Origin of the sequence: Frankia sp. R82, from assembly GCF_023716925.1 — a bacterium.
In the GTDB taxonomy this organism is placed as follows: domain Bacteria; phylum Actinomycetota; class Actinomycetes; order Frankiales; family Frankiaceae; genus Frankia.
This window is the reverse complement of record NZ_JAMQQG010000213.1, coordinates 31,203-46,703: the sequence shown is the minus strand read 5'-3', so window position 1 is coordinate 46,703 and position 15,501 is coordinate 31,203. Positions and strand designations below refer to the sequence as shown.

18 protein-coding genes are annotated in these 15,501 nt (G+C 70.5%); 10 read left to right on the top strand and 8 right to left on the bottom strand.

Annotated elements, in window-relative coordinates:
• The first annotated feature begins 174 nt into the window (after positions 1–174).
• On the top strand, positions 175–558 hold the full coding sequence (locus tag ND747_RS17715) for a hypothetical protein (protein WP_251734718.1): 384 nt from the start codon (positions 175–177) through the stop codon (positions 556–558).
• A 161-nt stretch (positions 559–719) separates the two neighbouring features.
• On the opposite strand, the gene ND747_RS17710 is transcribed toward ND747_RS17715, so the two are convergent.
• The 4 genes from ND747_RS17710 to ND747_RS17695 all read right to left on the bottom strand — a co-directional run bounded on the left by ND747_RS17710 (position 720) and on the right by ND747_RS17695 (position 4,120).
• Positions 720–1,304 (bottom strand): VOC family protein, encoded by a 585-nt coding sequence (locus ND747_RS17710; protein WP_251734717.1) that lies wholly within the window; start codon positions 1,302–1,304, stop codon positions 720–722.
• Positions 1,305–1,431: 127 nt separating this feature from the next.
• Positions 1,432–1,905, bottom strand: coding sequence for a peroxiredoxin (locus ND747_RS17705; protein ID WP_251734716.1), 474 nt, complete (start codon positions 1,903–1,905; stop codon positions 1,432–1,434).
• Positions 1,906–2,068: 163 nt separating this feature from the next.
• Positions 2,069–3,718 (bottom strand): NAD(P)/FAD-dependent oxidoreductase, encoded by a 1,650-nt coding sequence (locus ND747_RS17700; protein WP_251734715.1) that lies wholly within the window; start codon positions 3,716–3,718, stop codon positions 2,069–2,071.
• A gap of 207 nt (positions 3,719–3,925) precedes the next feature.
• Complete coding sequence (locus tag ND747_RS17695) at positions 3,926–4,120, bottom strand: hypothetical protein (RefSeq protein ID WP_251734714.1); 195 nt, start codon at positions 4,118–4,120, stop codon at positions 3,926–3,928.
• A 225-nt stretch (positions 4,121–4,345) separates the two neighbouring features.
• Between ND747_RS17695 and ND747_RS17690 the strand changes: the two genes are divergently transcribed.
• Entirely contained in the window at positions 4,346–5,152 is an 807-nt protein-coding gene (locus ND747_RS17690) for a hypothetical protein (protein WP_251734713.1), read from the top strand.
• Between the two features lie 448 nt (positions 5,153–5,600).
• Here the strand turns inward: ND747_RS17690 and selA are convergent, their stop codons facing one another.
• Positions 5,601–7,226, bottom strand: a complete 1,626-nt coding sequence (gene selA / locus ND747_RS17685) for an L-seryl-tRNA(Sec) selenium transferase (RefSeq protein WP_251734712.1) — start codon at positions 7,224–7,226, stop codon at positions 5,601–5,603.
• Between the two features lie 471 nt (positions 7,227–7,697).
• Between selA and ND747_RS29840 the strand changes: the two genes are divergently transcribed.
• Positions 7,698–8,090 (top strand): TMEM165/GDT1 family protein, encoded by a 393-nt coding sequence (locus ND747_RS29840; RefSeq protein ID WP_308204652.1) that lies wholly within the window; start codon positions 7,698–7,700, stop codon positions 8,088–8,090.
• Positions 7,991–8,257: a TMEM165/GDT1 family protein gene (locus ND747_RS29835; protein ID WP_308204648.1), complete on the top strand. Its 267-nt coding sequence runs from the start codon at positions 7,991–7,993 to the stop codon at positions 8,255–8,257. The genes ND747_RS29840 and ND747_RS29835 overlap by 100 nt, the downstream gene beginning before the upstream one ends.
• 33 nt (positions 8,258–8,290) lie before the next feature.
• Here the strand turns inward: ND747_RS29835 and ND747_RS17675 are convergent, their stop codons facing one another.
• The gene (locus ND747_RS17675) at positions 8,291–8,821 is read right to left on the bottom strand and encodes a hypothetical protein (RefSeq protein WP_251734711.1); all 531 of its coding nucleotides are present in this window, start codon (positions 8,819–8,821) and stop codon (positions 8,291–8,293) included.
• 244 nt (positions 8,822–9,065) lie between these two features.
• On the opposite strand from ND747_RS17675, the gene ND747_RS17670 reads away from it, so the two are divergent.
• Entirely contained in the window at positions 9,066–9,428 is a 363-nt protein-coding gene (locus tag ND747_RS17670) for an STAS domain-containing protein (RefSeq protein ID WP_251734710.1), read from the top strand.
• Positions 9,429–9,515: 87 nt separating this feature from the next.
• On the opposite strand, the gene mshD is transcribed toward ND747_RS17670, so the two are convergent.
• Positions 9,516–10,589, bottom strand: coding sequence for a mycothiol synthase (gene mshD / locus ND747_RS17665; RefSeq protein WP_251734709.1), 1,074 nt, complete (start codon positions 10,587–10,589; stop codon positions 9,516–9,518).
• Between the two features lie 217 nt (positions 10,590–10,806).
• Positions 10,807–11,553 carry a response regulator transcription factor gene (locus ND747_RS17660; protein ID WP_251734708.1) on the bottom strand — a complete coding sequence of 249 codons (747 nt, stop codon included), beginning with the start codon at positions 11,551–11,553 and terminating at the stop codon, positions 10,807–10,809.
• 127 nt (positions 11,554–11,680) lie between these two features.
• Here ND747_RS17660 and ND747_RS17655 point away from each other — a divergent pair, with 127 nt between their 5' ends.
• From ND747_RS17655 to ND747_RS17635, 5 genes are read left to right on the top strand one after another with little or no spacing between them, the layout of a single operon-like run.
• Positions 11,681–12,532: an alpha/beta fold hydrolase gene (locus ND747_RS17655; protein ID WP_251734707.1), complete on the top strand. Its 852-nt coding sequence runs from the start codon at positions 11,681–11,683 to the stop codon at positions 12,530–12,532.
• Positions 12,529–12,807, top strand: a complete 279-nt coding sequence (locus ND747_RS17650) for a MoaD/ThiS family protein (protein ID WP_251734706.1) — start codon at positions 12,529–12,531, stop codon at positions 12,805–12,807. The genes ND747_RS17655 and ND747_RS17650 overlap by 4 nt, the downstream gene beginning before the upstream one ends.
• 44 nt (positions 12,808–12,851) lie before the next feature.
• Positions 12,852–13,811, top strand: coding sequence for a hypothetical protein (locus ND747_RS17645; protein ID WP_251734705.1), 960 nt, complete (start codon positions 12,852–12,854; stop codon positions 13,809–13,811).
• Complete coding sequence (locus ND747_RS17640; protein ID WP_251734704.1) at positions 13,808–14,587, top strand: DUF2993 domain-containing protein; 780 nt, start codon at positions 13,808–13,810, stop codon at positions 14,585–14,587. Before ND747_RS17645 ends, ND747_RS17640 begins: the two co-directional genes overlap by 4 nt.
• A 55-nt stretch (positions 14,588–14,642) precedes the next feature.
• Entirely contained in the window at positions 14,643–15,260 is a 618-nt protein-coding gene (locus tag ND747_RS17635) for a thioredoxin family protein (protein ID WP_251734703.1), read from the top strand.
• Positions 15,261–15,501 lie beyond the last annotated feature (241 nt).

The window sequence follows — 15,501 nt, the reverse complement described above, 5'->3', positions numbered from 1 at the left end:
CTTCGGGTGATCGTGGCCCCTGCTCGATCCGCTTCTCGCGTGGAACCGCGACAGCGGGCACAAACTACGTCAGGCTCTGAGTAAGCCCCGGAACCGGGACCGGGAAATACCACCTACGTGCGGTGCGAGCGCCGTCGCGGAGATCGCCGACATGGCGTCCAGGAGGAGTGTGCGATGACCAAGGCCACCGCCGAGACCCATGCCGATTCCGGGGCAACGGTTTCGCAGCCGGCGGGAGACGGACCCGACCCGAGCCCGCCCGTGGTCGAGGAAGCCGCGACCGCCCACGATGATCCGTACACGGATGGTGACGGCGACTGGCAGGACGACGTGTCGCTCGAACCGGATGACGAACTACCGGATGCGCGCGCATTGTGGATCATTGCCTTCACCTTTGCGGTGCTTGGCCTGTTCTTTCCGCTGGCCGGGCTGATCGCGGTCGGATGCGGCGCGTTGGCCTGGCGCCGGGGCAGCGGCCGCGGCCGGATCGCGACCTTCGTAGCCATTGGGACGACCCTGGTCGGCATTCTGCTGACGGTGGTCGTGCTGCTGCGCTGAGCTTGCGGCCAACGGGCGGCTGCGGGCACCGGACGAGGCTGCGGACAGCAAAGAGGCCGCCCAGCTCGGGGGGTGCCGGGCGGCCTGTATTGATGATGACATTTTTCGGGCGCCCGGCACAAGTCCACCGGCGCGATTCGTGGTCAGACCGCGATTCGTGGTCAGACCAGGGCCGATGCATCCCGGTGCAGCAGACCGAAGAGCAGACCGGAGCCACCGTCGAGGTAGATCTCCGCCGGGTGGACCGGGTCGGGCCCGAGCTGCTCGACGGCCGTCCCCGCAGCCAGGGCGGCGCCCAGGGCGGTTACCGGGTCGTCCACCTGGTAACCGATGGCGAACAGCCCCTCGCCGCGCCGCTCGAGCGCCTCACGGGCCACCGTGTGGCCGGCGGCCGGCTCGACCAGTCGGACGAACCCCGAGCCGAGCGTGCCCTCGGCCACCAGCGTGCCCGCCAAGGGGACGGCCTGCCCCCGCCGCCACACGGTGCCAGCCAACGCCCGGGACTGCCACACCTCGACGCCGAGAGCGACGGTGTAGAACTCCCGGGCCGCCTCGAGGTCGGCGACGGCGATATCGAAGCGGTGAAACGTCAGCCCGGCCAGCAGCGCATCCATGGCGGCCCGCCCCGCGCCGACGGGGATCGGGACGGGCGGCCCGAAAACCCGTGGCGGACCCGATGGAACCTCGGCCGGTGGACCGCCGCGGGGCACGCAGGCGTGGGAGGTGAAGGCCGAGCGGGTTTTCACGAAGTCCCCTCCGGGTCCCACCGGTACCGCGTATGGGCGGTATCGCGTCCTACCGGTATTGCGCCCCAGTGCTATCGGGGAAGCAAAACAGATGGTAGCGCCGACGCCCGCGGGCCGGTTCGGGCCGTCAGAGTTTGCGGATCTGCTCGGTGATCGTGTCGACGTCCGCATAGGTCAGCCCGACCAGACCGACCTGCTTCCAGCGCAGGACTCCGTCGGCGTCGATCAGGAAGACCGAACGGCGCAGCCCGAGACCGGCGATGGCGATGCCGTACGTCTTCGCGGCCTCACGGGACGTGTCGGCCAGCAGGGGAAAGCTGAGCCCGTGGTCGCGGGCGAAGGACTCGTGGCTGTCCAGGCCCTGCGGGCTGATGCCCCACACCGGCGCGCCGAGGCTGCGGAACAGCTCGATGCCGGCGGCGTAGGAGCACATCTGCTTGGTGCAGACGGCGGTGTTGTCGCCGGGGTAGAAGGCGAGCACGACCGGATGGCCACGCTGGGCCGTCAGGGAGTACTGCTCGTCGCGGCGTTCGCCGTCGGAGACGACGAGGCCGGGCAGGGTGATCTCGGGTGCCGGCTTACCGACATCGGGCGTGGCCATGGTGAGGAGCTCCCTCCACCGCTCTGCCCTGCGGCCGAGCGGGCATCTATTTCCGCAACAGTACCGGTGCTGGAATTGGCGCGCCAGCACGGGGTCTGCGCCGGCTACCCACCGGCGCAGACCCCGGCGTCAGGAGTTCGTCCGCCTCAGCGGCCCATCGACGTCAGTAGCTCACCGACGTCGGCGTCCCGCCGGTGCGGGCCAGCAGCGTGTCGAGGTCATAGTCGTACCAGCGCCGCATCGAGGCCGGCGAGCTGCTGCGACCCCATTCGTACATCTGGCGCTGGGCTTCGAAGGAACCGTCGTGCCAGCGGCGCAGCACGTCGCCGAGTCGCAACGGTGTCGGTAGGAACGCCGCCCCGCCGAGCAGCCCGGCCAGGCGCTTGACCGCCGCCGACGGGGTCAGGCGTTCCTGTTCGACGTCGACCATCACGGCGGACAGCGCGGCGAACAGTGGCTGGAACTCCGGGAGGTCCGGGCAGAAGGTGCCCGGATGCGGGGCGTCGAGCAGGTTGTCGAACAGCGCGCGGTCGCCCTTTTCCAGATAGCCGAAGTAGGTGCCGGTGATCCGGGCGATGCCCATGTTCCAGGCCATGAACCAGACCTTCGACCAGGCCCGCCACAGGTCGAAATCCCGAAACGACACATACGAACCGTGGACGAGCTGGTCGTTGACGTCGAGGATGGTCTGGTTGAGCGTGTCGAGATAGGCGAAGCGCTCGGCGGACAGGTCGCCGTCCTCGAGCGCGGCCAGCAGGGTCGGAACGAAGGCGTAGATCACCTGCATCGTGTTGGCCATACCCCGGGAGAACAATGCGTCGATCGCGCCGGCGGCGTGACTCATCATCGCCCACCGGTCGCCGACGGTGCGGCTGGTGGAGTACTGGGTGCGCCCGGTGGACACCCAGTTCCAGGCCGGGCGGGCGGCGGCGAACTGCCGCGCCACGCTCGGAAAACGATCGAGGAAGGCGGCCCATTCGTCATCCGCGGTGCGGCCCGGCTCACGGGGGAAGCGCTGGTCGTCGAGGTTGAGCCCGACGCTGCACAGCGGATTGGTGGCGCAGCGGTGGTTGTCGAACGGGATCACCCACAGCCAACCACCGTCGAAGATGTGGTGCAGAGTGCCCTGGTGCCAGCGGGTGGGCTGGCCGCTGGGCGTGGTGACGTCGTCGAACGGCGTCACCCCGACCATGTGGGTGAACAGCGTACGGGAGTTCGTGCGGAACCGGCACGGATCCTCCCGCAGGCCGAACGTGTTCGCCAGCACGGAATTACGGCCCGATGCGTCGACGACATACCGCACGCGAAGCGTCTCCCCGGAACGGGTGGTGAGGGTCGCCGCGTCAGCGGTGAACTCCACCCGTTCGACCGTCGTCCGTTGGCGGGGTACCGCCCCGTAGCGAACGGCGGTATAGAAGAGATAGGAGTCGATGTCCTGGCGATGCATGTGCATCTCCGGGCCGTTCGGAAACTCCGCGACGCTGCACTGGGTCACCTCCGCGGGGTCCTGGACGCACCCGTCGCGGTGGTAGACAAAACCGAAGTTGCGCTTGACGCCGCAGGCCGAGGTGACGCTCGAGCGTACTGCTTCGAAGCTGCTGACGTGGGCGAGTTCGGGTACGTCGAAGCGCTCGGCCAGAAGTTTGAGAAGATAGGTCGTTTCGCCGATCGTTGATTCCCCCAGGGCGAAGCGGGGGTGGCTGCCGCTGTCGACCAGCACCACGCTGTGGCCATGGCGGGCGAGGATGTTCGCCAGCGCCGATCCAGCGATGCCGCTGCCGAGGATTGCGACCGAATAGTCGTACCCGATCATGAGAGGCTCCCTGAATGCTGCAGGAAGTGGGCCGGGCGCACCATCCATCCCACAAAGATCACAATAATTCCACCTGGTGCACAACTGGCACCTAATCATCTCTATGGGTGGCGATTACGGCGAACGGGAGAGCAACGCCTATCGGTCAGCGGCTGCACCGATATGAACCTTTGGTGAAGTTTGAACGTTTTTTTGGTTTTTGTTCCATTAGGTGGATGGTGGTTCCGGTCGGACGACCCGGACCTCGATGAGGCGGATGGAGCGCCAGTTGACCAGCAGCGTGCGGCCGTCGGCCAGGTGAAGCTGCTCGACCTCGCAGCGAAAGACCGCCTGGGCGATCCGGCGGCGAAGTTCGTCCGGCTCGGTGCCCGGGGGTAGCGGGAAGGGCTGTCCATCGATCATGATCTGCACTTCCATCGCCCAAAAATCGCACATGTGTTCGACAATGGCAAATGTCGGGGTGGCCTGATCGGGTCGGGCGGATCGGATGGATCGGATGGATCGGATCGGCTTGCGCCGGATCGGACCTGGTCGGTCCGGGTTGTTCCGGTGGCGTCGGGTCTGGCCGGGCCGGGTCGGGCATGCGAGGGTGCTTGGACCGGCGCGAGGCCGGGAAGGCGAGGGTGGATGGGAGGGAATGTGAACATCGTCCGGGAGGCTGCCCTGGCCGGGCCGCGTACTCCGCTGGCTCGGCTTTTCGATGATGCGCTGGTCGGCGCGGGTGTCGCGGCCGATGTCGGCGAACGGGTGCGGGCCTTCGTCGATCTCGCCCGCTGCTACCAGCAACCCGGTCGTCACTATCACACCCTGCGTCACATCGCGGAGACGACGGCCGCGCTCCGGGTGCTTCTGACGGCCGAGCAGCAGGCCAGCGACAAGGAGCTGGCTCCCGCCTGCACCCTCGCGGTGTACTTCCACGACGCGGTGTACGACCCCGAGCTCACCGACAACGAGCGGCGCTCAGCGGACCTCGCCAGCCGGATCCTGGCTGAGCTGGGCTGCCCCCGGGTGGTCGGCGCCGCGGTGGCCCGCCTGGTGCTCGCCACTGCGTCCCATGGGTCGCGCAGCCGGGACGAGGCCCTGGTCAACGACGCGGATCTGCGCGTCCTCGCGCGGGGGCCGGCCGGCTACGACCTGTACGTCCGCCGGGTGCGCCGGGAGTACGGCGGACTTGACGACGGGCAGTGGCGCCGGGGCCGGGCCGCGGCGCTGCGGCACCTGCTCGACGGGCCGCTCTACTCCACGGGGTGGGCGCGGCGCCGGTGGGAACCGTCAGCCCGACTCAACCTGGTCCGCGAACTGGACGGCCTGACGACCCGCGGCTCGGACCCCGTGCGCCGCTCGGGGATCGTCCAGGGCGCGGCGGCCGATCCCGTCCGGTCGGCGCCCCGGCCGTCCGAACGGCCGGACGGTCCGCCGACCGACGGCGGGTAGTGCCGCGCCCAGGCGGTCGCAAGGACGCAGGCCAGCAGCAGTCCGCTGATCACCGGGCCGGCGCTGAAATCGGTGGGGGTTGGTTCCAGGCCGGGCCAGGTCACCGCGTACAGCCCGAGAGAGGTGGCACAGGCTGCCGCCGTGGCGCCGAGATGATGCCCGCGCAGCCCCGGCAGGCCGACGAGCCCGGCGGCGGCGGCGGTGTACCCCAGTACGGTCGCCGAGAGCAGGATCGCGGCGACCGACCACCCGACGGCCGTGGGTAGCCAGCTGAGCAGATGGGTGTCACCGTTCCAGCGGTAGCGTTCGCCCGGCGTGCCGGTCGGCGCACCCGGCCAGACCAGTAGATGAACCAGCCCGTAACACAGCAGCACGGCCCCGCCACCGACGGCGGACAGTCGGCGTAGCAAATCCAGGACGACGGGCTGGTCCAGCAGCCGGATCGGCCTCATGGCGCCTGCCGGTCCGGTGCCGGCGGGTGTGGCGAACTCGACGCGTAGTGGTGTGGTGCCTGCTGGTGGGAGAGTCGTTCGTGGGGTGCCGGATGGGCCGGGCCGGCCCGGGCCGGGCCGGGGACGCGCGGGATCGTCGCGGACTCGACCGTGTCCATGTCGGCTGTCTCCACCATGCGGGCCGGAAGCTCGGCACCGAGCGGGTCAGTCTCGAACGTCCGTTCCGGTTCGGTCGGCAGCCGGGTCAGCAACCGGGTGGGGCCCACGGCCAGATCGTTCACCGGTGGCGCGACGGCGACGGCGGCTTCCCTGTGGATCGGACGGTCGAGCTGAACCGGCCCCGGGCCGGCCGGTGCGCTCCCCGAGAGAAGCGGTGCCAGGGCCTGGGGGGCGGTTGGTGGATCGGTGAGCGCCGTGGCCCCGATCGCCGTGGCCGCCGCGAGCACGGCGGCGCCGAGCACCGGATCGAGTTCGGCCGGCACGGCGCGCAGATCCAGCAGACAGCAGCCCTGCTCGACCTGGCCGAGGACGGCGGGCTCACCGTCGCGCAACGGAATCGCGATGATCGAGTCAACGGCCACCGCGGCGCTCGGCAGCTCGCCGCCGCGCAGACCATGGGCACCGACGGTTTCGTCGATGTACGCACGGCTGGCCACGGCGGACGCGGCAACCCCGGCATGGCGCAGCCACCGGGCTAGCCGTTCGGCCCGGGTCACGAGGTGTTCGGGGCGGGCTCGCAGCGCCTGACGCACCGGCGGATCATGGCGCAGCGTTGCTTCCAGCGCGGCGAGGGTGAGCTTGCCGGCCTGATAGGCGGGGGACGACGGATGGCGCCGAATCCGGTCGATCAGACCGGTGTGGCCGAACAGCAGGCCGCACTGCGGGCCGCCGAGCAGCCGGTCGCCGCCGGCGAGCACCACGGTCACGCCCTGGTCCAGCCAGGTGGTGACATCCGGTTCGTCGGGCAGGCGGGGCTCGGGGTGCAGCAGCCCGGACCCGCTGTCGCCGAGCAGCGCGACCCCGAGATCGGCGCACAGTTCGGCGAGATCGCTCAGGGCGGGCCGATCGGTGAACCCGACCACCTGATAGCCGGCGCTGTGAATCCGCAGCACGACACCGGTCTGCGGGCCAATCGCCCGCGCGTAGTCACCGAGGGTGGTGCGGTTGGTGGTGCCGACCTCACGAAGCCGGGCGCCGGTGGCTGCCAGCAGGTCCGGCAGGCGCAGACCGTCGGTGGTCTCGCCGAGCTCACCGCGGCTGACGATCACTTCCCGCCCCGCTGCCAGCGCCGACACCGCGAGGACGAGCCCCGCCGCCTCGTTGTTGACGATGTGCACCGCCGCCGCGGCCGGCACCGCGGTAGCCAGGGCAGCGAGCACGCTGTGACCGCGGCGGTGCCGCCGGCCGGTGGTCAGGTCGAACTCCAGGTCGATCGTGCCGGCGGCCAGGTCGACAGCGGCGCGGGCCGCTGCCGACAGGGGCGCGCGGCCGAGGGCCCCGTGCAGCAGCACCCCCGTGGCGTTGATCACCGGACGGAGATCGGTGGCCTCGCGGGCGAGCGCCATCGGCGCCGGGGCCGGATCACCGGCCGCGCCGAACTCGGAAGAGACCAGATCGTCCATCACTTCACGTAAATTTAGTGCTGCAATGCGTGATGTCCACGCGCATGGCCGGTGTGGTGGCGTGTCCTTCCGTGTGCCGTCTGAATGACCAGGTGGCGGGAACGTGAGGTGATGCACCACATCCGTCGAGCGGGTAGCCTTCATCCCTGAAGGGGAGTAGCCCCGTCGAGTGCCTGCCTCTGACGGCCGCGAGACCGCGATGGTCCGCCTGGCCGGCGGAGCGCACATCGGCCCGTGCGTCGACATACTGGCGCCCGTTGCCAGCCCACCAAGGGCTGGCTCACGGGTTCCCGGCGCCCGGGCCCGGCCGCTTCGCGGCCGGGTGGGCGAGACCTTCGACACGGCAGTCATGCCGGGTCGAAGGCGTGCCCCCGCTCACGACCCGGCCTTACGAGAGGTTCCGGCGTGAGTATCACCGTGGTTCTGGTCACTTTCGGCGTCATCTTCCTCGCCGAACTTCCTGACAAGACGATGGTCGCGAGCCTGGTCCTGGGCAGCCGATTCCGGCCGATCTATGTGTGGATCGGGGTGGCCTCCGCCTTCCTTGTGCATGTCACGGTGGCCGTCGCGGCCGGTAGTGCCTTCTCCCACCTGCCAGGCCGCCTTGTCGATGCGATCACGATGGTGCTGTTCCTGCTGGGTGCCGTGCTGGTGCTCCGGGAGGGCCGCGACGAGGACGGGCAGCACGAGGACGGCAGTGCCGCGGGTCAGGCTCGCGCCGATGGCACGCCAGCCGGCGACGGCGCACGGCCACCTTCCGACGGGTGGCGGTCACCGCGTTCGGCGTTGTGTTCCTTGCCGAACTCGGCGACCTCACCCAGATCACCACGGCCAACCTCGCCGCCCGTTTCGACTCGCCGGTGAGCGTCTGGCTGGGAGCTCTGCTGGGCCTGTGGACGGTCGCCGCGCTCGGCATCGCTGGCGGGCGCGGACTGCTGCGGATCCTGCCGATCTCCGTGATCACCCGGATCGCCGCAGCGGCGTTCCTGGTGCTGGCAGTGATCTCGGGAATCGAGGTGCTGCGCGGCTAGCCGGCCGGGTGGTCGGTGGCACCGCCGCCGGGCTCACCTGCCCGGTGTCTCCTCCCGATCCGACGCCGAGTCGGCTTCGACTGGCCGGACTGGCCAACGCGGATCGTCCAGAGCGAAGACGAGCACGACGTCGGCATCCGAGGAGAAATCGACGAGCCGGGCGCCCGGCGGCACCGCTGCCAGCGCCGGCCACAACTCGGTCACCGCGGCTCCCTCCGGCGCCACGACCACGTACCGCGAGCCCGCGACCGCATCACTGCGGGCGCCGGCCGCCGGCTCGGGCCAGGCGCCGTCCGGCACGTGATCTGGGGCGGCACTGGCGCCGCCTTCGACCACGTCAGTGAGCAGACCGGCGAGGCGCCCGGCCTCGTCGGGCGTGAGCCGCAGCCGGGCGGGCGATGCACCGGGCAGCCGGACGCCGAGGCCGACCAGCACGGCGCCGGATCCCGGCGGACCACCGGGCAGCGGGCCGACCGAGACGGCAGCACCGTCCGAGCGGCACAGGAACGTGACGACGTCAGCGGAAGCAGCGCCACCGCGGGACCAGGGCGGGTTGATGTCCATACGAGGACGTTCTCATCGGGCAACATGTCATCCCATCCCGCCGGGCGGGGAGAAGCGGGAGGCGGGGATGGGCGCGCAGGAGCGGTGATGTGAGACAGGCCGCGCTCCGGTGTGAATCTGGCGGGTGTGGGAGTGGAGCGGTCGGGGTACGTCGGCTCCATCGCGCTTGACAAGAGCGCGACGCGCAGTGGGAACGGTCCGGCCTGTTTCCCGCAGTGCCCATGCCATCCGGTCGGGCGGAGCCATGGAACCACGTGTGCGGGTCGAGGTGACCGGAAGTGACACGATTGTCGTGCACCCTGTGGGCGACATCGACTATTCCTCGTTGGATCCGCTGCGGGAGTCCCTGCTCGATGCCCGGGTCGCTGGAGTCAGGGACATCGTTGTCGACCTGGCCGAGGTCAGCTTCCTGGATTCGCAGGGCCTCGCGGTGATCCTGTTCGCCCATCAGCGTCAGCGTTCGGCCGGTGGCCGGCTGGCGCTGCGTCATCTCAACGAGGACACCCACCGGCTGCTGCACATCACCAACCTGAGCACGGTCATCGATGTTGACGATGGCAACCCGGCGGCCGTCGCGCCGGGGCTGACGGGGCGCCGCAGCTCCTGACCAGCCCTGTGACCCCGACCACCCGCAGCAACCCGAGTCCGCCAGGCAACCGGACTCCGCCCAGCGACCAGAGCCCTTCTGGTGGACCTAGCCGCTCCGGTGAACCTGGCCGCCCGGGTGAACCTGGCCGTCCCAGTGATAGGACACGTCCCGCGCATGCTCGGTGAAACCGAGCCCGGTGTACATTCGCACCGCGCGATCGTTGTCCTCGTCGACGTACAGCGCGACGGTGGGCAGGCCCTGCGCCCGCAGATGGTGCAGGCCGATCAGGGTGAGTGCCCGACCGAGGCCCGCCCCGCCGGAACCGGGCAGTACGCCGACGACGTAGACCTCGCCGACCGGGCCGACCTGGGCGGGCGGGACATCCGGCGGGGGTGTCGGGTCGAGCGCATGGACTTTCGTCCAGTGAAAGCCGATCAGCTGTCGGTCCCGCTCGGCGACAAAGAAGCCACGTGGGTCGAACCACGGTTCCTGCTGGCGTCTGGCCAGGTCGTCCGCCGTCCAGCGGCCCTGTTCGGGGTGGTCGGCGAAGGCGGCGGCGTTGACCGTGAGCCACGCCTGGTCGTCCCGACCGGGCTCGAAGGGCCGCACGGTGATCCCGGCGGGCAGCACCGGTGGCGGCAACGGCTCACCCAGCGGGCGACGCAGTTGGAACAGCACCCGGGTGCGGACGAAGCCGAGCGGGCCGGCGAGGGCCGCCGCACCGGGAAGATCTCCGTGCGCCCAGATGTCGAGCTCCGCGGACGAGGCGGCGCAGGCGTCCCGCAGAGCCGTGACCAGCGCCCGGCCCACACCTTGGCGGCGGTGCGCGGGATGGACCACGGCCTCGGCCTGCCGGCTGGCCGGCGACCCACCCAGGTGTGCGTAGCCGATGATCATCGATTCGTCCGGGTCGGCCGGGGCAACCGCACCGAGTGGACCGGGCGGTGAGAGGTCGTCCACCGACGCGGCTGGCAGCCGGGCGAGCAGGTGATGGCCCCCGCCCACCGCAAGACCCGGGCGCAACGTCAACCGGACATCCTCGGATATCGGCCCGCTTCCGTCGGCTCGCTCCGCCGCGGCGAGCAGGCTCTCGATGTCGTCGACGTCCGCGCCGCTGAGGGTGGGATGCCAGTCCGGCTGCCGGCTACCCGGCCACAGACCGTCCTGCTGTGCGTTCACCGGCGTAGCTGCCGACGGTTGCGGGGTCGGGGAGGTCACCACCCGACCGTACGAGGTGCCCGGGCCGGATGTCGCATGATCCGTGGATCCGGTGTGGCGAGCCGCGCCCGCGACGGGCGGGGCGGCGGGCGGTGTCCCCGCCCGGGCCGGTGCTGTGCGCAGCCCGACCGGCCGGGTCGGCAGCGGGCTGCCTGACCGGCCGGGTCGGCCCGAGGGCCTAGACCCGTTCGGGAGTGCGGGCGTCGTCGCGGTCGACCCGGCCGCCGGCGGGCCCGTCCGCAAGGGGAGTGATCGACGGTGCCACGAACTTGTAACCGACGTGACGAACTGTGCCGATCATGGCCTCGTGCTCGGGGCCGAGCTTCGCCCGCAGCCGGCGGACGTGCACGTCCACCGTGCGGGTACCGCCGTAGTAGTCGTAGCCCCAGACCTCCTGCAGCAGCTGCGCCCGGGTGAAGACCCGGCCGGGGTGCTGCGCCAGGTACTTGAGCAGCTCGAACTCCTTGAACGTGAGCTCGAGTGGACGACCCCGCAGCTTCGCCGAGTAGGTGGTCTCATCCACGGAGAGGTCGCCGGACCGGATGACACCGGCCTCGGCGGTGCCGCCGGCGGCAGCGACCCGACCGATGGCCAGTCGCAACCGGGCCTCGACCTCGGCGGGACCGGCGGAGTCAAGCACGACGTCGTCGACACCCCAGTCGGCCGACACCGCGGCAAGTCCACCTTCGGTGACCAGCGCGAGTAGCGGAGTGGTCAGCCCGGTGGTGCGCAACAGCCGGCACAGGCCCCGGGCGATGACCAGTTCGCGGCGCCCGTCCACCACGATCACGTCGACGGGAGGCGCATCCAGCAGGGCGCTGGCCTCCAGGGGAGCGACCCGCACCGTGTGGGTGAGCAACCCAAGTGACGGAAACGACTCGGCGGAGGGACCGGGGGCGTTGGTGAGCAAAAGGACGACGCTCAAGACGACTCCTCCAGTGGTGTGTGGTTGGGGCAGCGTCGACCCGATGAGCAACTCTATGTCCGGCGCTGGGCGTCGCACGACCGTCATGGGCATGAAACGAAGGCCGGTATGTGGGGAGGATAGCCGAGTGCCCTACTGCGCTCCTACCGTCTACCGGCCACTACCCACCGCAGATTCTGAGATCCTTGCCACCAGGCATGATCCAAAAATTCCGGACCAGCACGGAGAGTCACGTGACCTGGCGGCCGTGGTGGTCCACGGCTTCGCTGGCTCGATGACTCACCCCTTGTTACGCCGTGTGTCGGAAGGTTTGCGAAAATATGTAGGAGTGCAGGTCATGGACCTGCGCGGTCACGGACGATCAACTGGTCTGTGCACGTTCGGCGATCGCGAGGTGTTCGATGTCGATGCTGCGGTCGGAGCGGCCCGCACCCTCGGCTACCTGCGCGTTGTCACCGTCGGCTGGTCGATGGGCGGGATGGCGGTCCTGCGTCATGCCGGATTGGCAAAAACTGGTACGCTCTGTCACGGACGCCGTCTCAGGCATCCGCCCGATGCTGTGGTCAGCGTGAGTGCGGGAAGTCGCTGGTTCGTTCGGGATACCGCGCCGATGCGGCGAATCCATTGGTTCGCCGAGTCTCCCACCGGCCGGATGGTGGCGCGAGCGGCGTTACGGGTGCGTATCGATTCGGGCGCTTTTGTGCCGCTCCCGCTGTCCCCGTTGGAGCTGGTTGGTGCCATTGCGCCGACCCCATTGTTGATCGTGCACGGATGCCGGGACCGGTATTTCACCCTGGCGCATCCGTACGCTCTCGGCGTGGCGGCCGGGGGTCATGCGCAGGTCTGGATCGAGCCCGAGTTCGGGCATGCCGAGGCGGGACTGTCGCCTGGCCTGCTGGACCGCATCGGGGCCCGGCTGGTCGACCTCGCTGGCAGCCCGGCCAGATTCGCTACCGCCCGTGATGGACGGTGGTCATGACGGACGGACCGGGTTCGACCCGAGAACTGGTCACGGTCCGCTACTGGGCGGCGGCGCGGGAGGCGGCCGGCATCAGCGAGGAGACGCTTGCCGCGATCACTCTCGCGGACGTACAGGGTGCGATCGCGGCCCGGTACGGCGGAATCCTGCCCGGACTGCTGCGGCGCTGCTCCTATCTGGTGGACGAGCAGCCCGTCGGGCAACGCGACCCGGCTACCCTGATCCTGCCCGCCGGGGCCGTCGTCGAGGTCCTGCCGCCCTTCGCCGGCGGCTGAGGTCCGCCACCACGGTGCCGGCCCGGACGTGACAGCATGGCGGCGTGAGTGCTGGCGATCTCGGATCCGGTGTGGTCACCCCGGCACGGCCGAACGGAGCGGGCTCGCTGGCGGTGCCCGGTGCCGTGGTGTTCGTCGCCGGCCTCGCGATCACCGCCGCGGCATTGGCCACCTGGGCGCTTGCCGTGGTTGTCGCCGTCCTGCAGCTCGCGCTCGCCTGGGCCTGGTCGCGCACGCTGCGTGCTTCACCGGGCACCACCGTGCTCATCGCCGGCTGGGCCCTGCTGGGTGACCTCAGCCTGTCGCTGACGCATGGCCACCCGTACCACGCGATCGTCGGGGTCGGCGGCACCGGCGTCGCCGCCGTCATCCTCTACCAGCTCGGACTGCGCCGGGCCGTGACACTGCGCGCTCCGTCCGCCCCCGCGCCGTCCGCTCCCGCCCCGCCAGTGCCCGCTGCCGCGGGTGTTCCGTCGTCTGCCCGGGTCAGCGCCGAACTGGTCACGGGATTGAGCGGGATCGTTCTCGGCCTGTTGCTGACCGGGTATCTCGCGCTGCGCGCCGGGCACAGCGGGGACCAGCCGGCGGACATGGTGGTCATCGCCGGCCTGCTCGGCGTCGCCGTGGTGGTCGCGGTGGGGCGGTTGGGCGGCTGGGCGGGGCTGCCGCCGCCGGTGGCCGGCCCGATCGGTGCACTCGTCGCGGGTGCCGCCGGCGCGGGCTTTGGCGCCCTCAACCCGAGTGGCCTGTCCACCGTTGCCGGCCTCGCCGCCGCCGCCGCGGGCGCGGTCACGGCCGGGTTGGTGGATCTGGTCCTCATCCGCTCCCGCGACGGCCGGTCGGTCGGTGCGGTCCATCCCGGCGGTGTCATCCAGGTCGAGGGTGCTGCTGGGACGAGCCGACCGAGCGGCACGGTGGTGACCGGTGCTCTGCTGGGCGCGGTGGTGCCGCTGGCCTGCGCCGCTCCGCTGGTGTATCTCGTCGGGCGGCATCTGCCCGGATGAGCGCCAGCCGACCCGGCCGGGGAGTGCGGGTGGTCGCCGTCCTCGTGGTGGTGCTGCTCGCGCTGCTGCTCGCCATCGACCGGATCACCCCGCGGGTGGTTGCCGGCCTGATCGCCGCCCAGGCACAGCGCAGTGAGGGCCTGGCCGCGAGGCCGGACGTGTCGCTGGGGGGATTCCCGTTCCTCACCCAGGTGTGGCGTGGCAACTACCGGGACGTGCGGGTGGACGTACGTGGCCAGGTCGAGCAGGGCCTGCGGGTGGATCGGGTGCATGCCGAGCTCGTCGGTGCGCACGTGCCGCCCGGGGACGTGGTGCACGGCGATGTGCGGCGGATCCCGGTCGACCGCCTCACCGCCCAGGTGGAACTGACCTTCACCGATCTCAACGCCTATCTGCGCAGCCAGGGATCGGCCGTCGAGGTCGGGTCGGCGGGGACGGGCATCCGCGTCTCCGGTTCGCTGGACGTCCTGGGCGCCACCGTCGACGCGGTCGGCACGGCCGACATCAGTGTTGCCCCGACGGAGATCACGTTCACCCCTCGTGAGCTGACGGCTCCGGTGGGCGCGTCGCTGAGTCCGGCGATCAGCCAGCTGTTGACCGTGCGGGTGCCGGTGGTGGGTCTGCCGTTCAACCTCCGACTCACCTCCGCGACCGTCCGGTCCGATCGGATCGTCTTCGGCGCCGCCGGTCAGAACGTCGTCCTGGATCCCAACGTCGTCGGCCGGGTCACCGGCGCCGAGTCATCGGTGCGGGCCCGACCGTTCGAACAGGTGTGAGCCGTTCCAGAACCACCGCGGGAACACCGGCCGACCCGCGACGCTTGGACGAACCGTGACGGGTCTGTGGGTGCTGCTGAGCGCGGTCGCGCTGGCGACCGCGCTGGGTGTCACGACCCGCGTTCGGGACGGCCGGTTCCGCGTGGCCCGGTCGGCTCGGTCGCGGCGGTCCAGTGGGTTCGGCGTGCCCTCCGACGGGCGGCTCGGTGTCGGGTCCGGCGAGCAGAAGGAGACTGCGGTGGACATGTCGGTGCCGTCCGCGCCCGCAGCGGGAGCCGCACCCGGGCAGGAGGGGCTCGCTCCCGCGCGGGGCGCCGAGATCGCCGCGCTGGGCGAGACGCTGGGCGAGCGGGCGACCCTGTTGCAGTTCTCCACCGCGTTCTGCGCACCCTGCCGCGTGACGCGGCGCGTGCTGGCCGGGGTCGCCGAGGTCGTGCCCGGCGTCCGGCATCTGGAGGTGGACGCGGAGGCGCATCTCGAGCTGGTCCGTGCCCTCGGAGTACGACGCACCCCGACGGTGCTCGTCCTCGACGCGGGCGGCCGGGAGGTCCGCCGGGCCAGCGGCGCCCCACCCACGCGGGCCGCGGTGTTCGCGACCCTTGCGGAGATCATGCCGATGGACGGGGCAAAACGGTCGGATGACGATTCTTCGGAATCATCGCCCATGTCTTAGCGCGGCCCGGTGTCCACTGCTAGCGTGACACGAGCCATGTCTTTCCTGCAGCTTGTGCGACGTCGTGTGGTCGATCTGTCTCCTGTGCAGAGCTGGTGTCGTGTGCACAGCTGTCTGTGTTGCCCTTTCTGATCGCGGTTGCCGTGGGGGCCCGGGGGGGCGGGGGCCCCCGCCCCAGGCCACTCCCAAATTTATGGGCTGTGGCGTAGCATATGTCCCATAGGGTTTTTTTAATATGTAC

Coding starts and splice junctions, on each gene's coding strand:
- ND747_RS17715 (WP_251734718.1), top strand. CDS start 175: ATGACCAAGGCCACCGCCGAGACCCATGCCGATTCCGGGGCAACGGTT.
- ND747_RS17705 (WP_251734716.1), bottom strand. CDS start 1,905: ATGGCCACGCCCGATGTCGGTAAGCCGGCACCCGAGATCACCCTGCCC.
- ND747_RS17700 (WP_251734715.1), bottom strand. CDS start 3,718: ATGATCGGGTACGACTATTCGGTCGCAATCCTCGGCAGCGGCATCGCT.
- ND747_RS17695 (WP_251734714.1), bottom strand. CDS start 4,120: ATGATCGATGGACAGCCCTTCCCGCTACCCCCGGGCACCGAGCCGGAC.
- ND747_RS17690 (WP_251734713.1), top strand. CDS start 4,346: ATGGGAGGGAATGTGAACATCGTCCGGGAGGCTGCCCTGGCCGGGCCG.
- selA (WP_251734712.1), bottom strand. CDS start 7,226: ATGGACGATCTGGTCTCTTCCGAGTTCGGCGCGGCCGGTGATCCGGCC.
- ND747_RS29840 (WP_308204652.1), top strand. CDS start 7,698: ATGGTCGCGAGCCTGGTCCTGGGCAGCCGATTCCGGCCGATCTATGTG.
- ND747_RS17675 (WP_251734711.1), bottom strand. CDS start 8,821: ATGGACATCAACCCGCCCTGGTCCCGCGGTGGCGCTGCTTCCGCTGAC.
- ND747_RS17670 (WP_251734710.1), top strand. CDS start 9,066: ATGGAACCACGTGTGCGGGTCGAGGTGACCGGAAGTGACACGATTGTC.
- ND747_RS17650 (WP_251734706.1), top strand. CDS start 12,529: ATGACGGACGGACCGGGTTCGACCCGAGAACTGGTCACGGTCCGCTAC.
- ND747_RS17640 (WP_251734704.1), top strand. CDS start 13,808: ATGAGCGCCAGCCGACCCGGCCGGGGAGTGCGGGTGGTCGCCGTCCTC.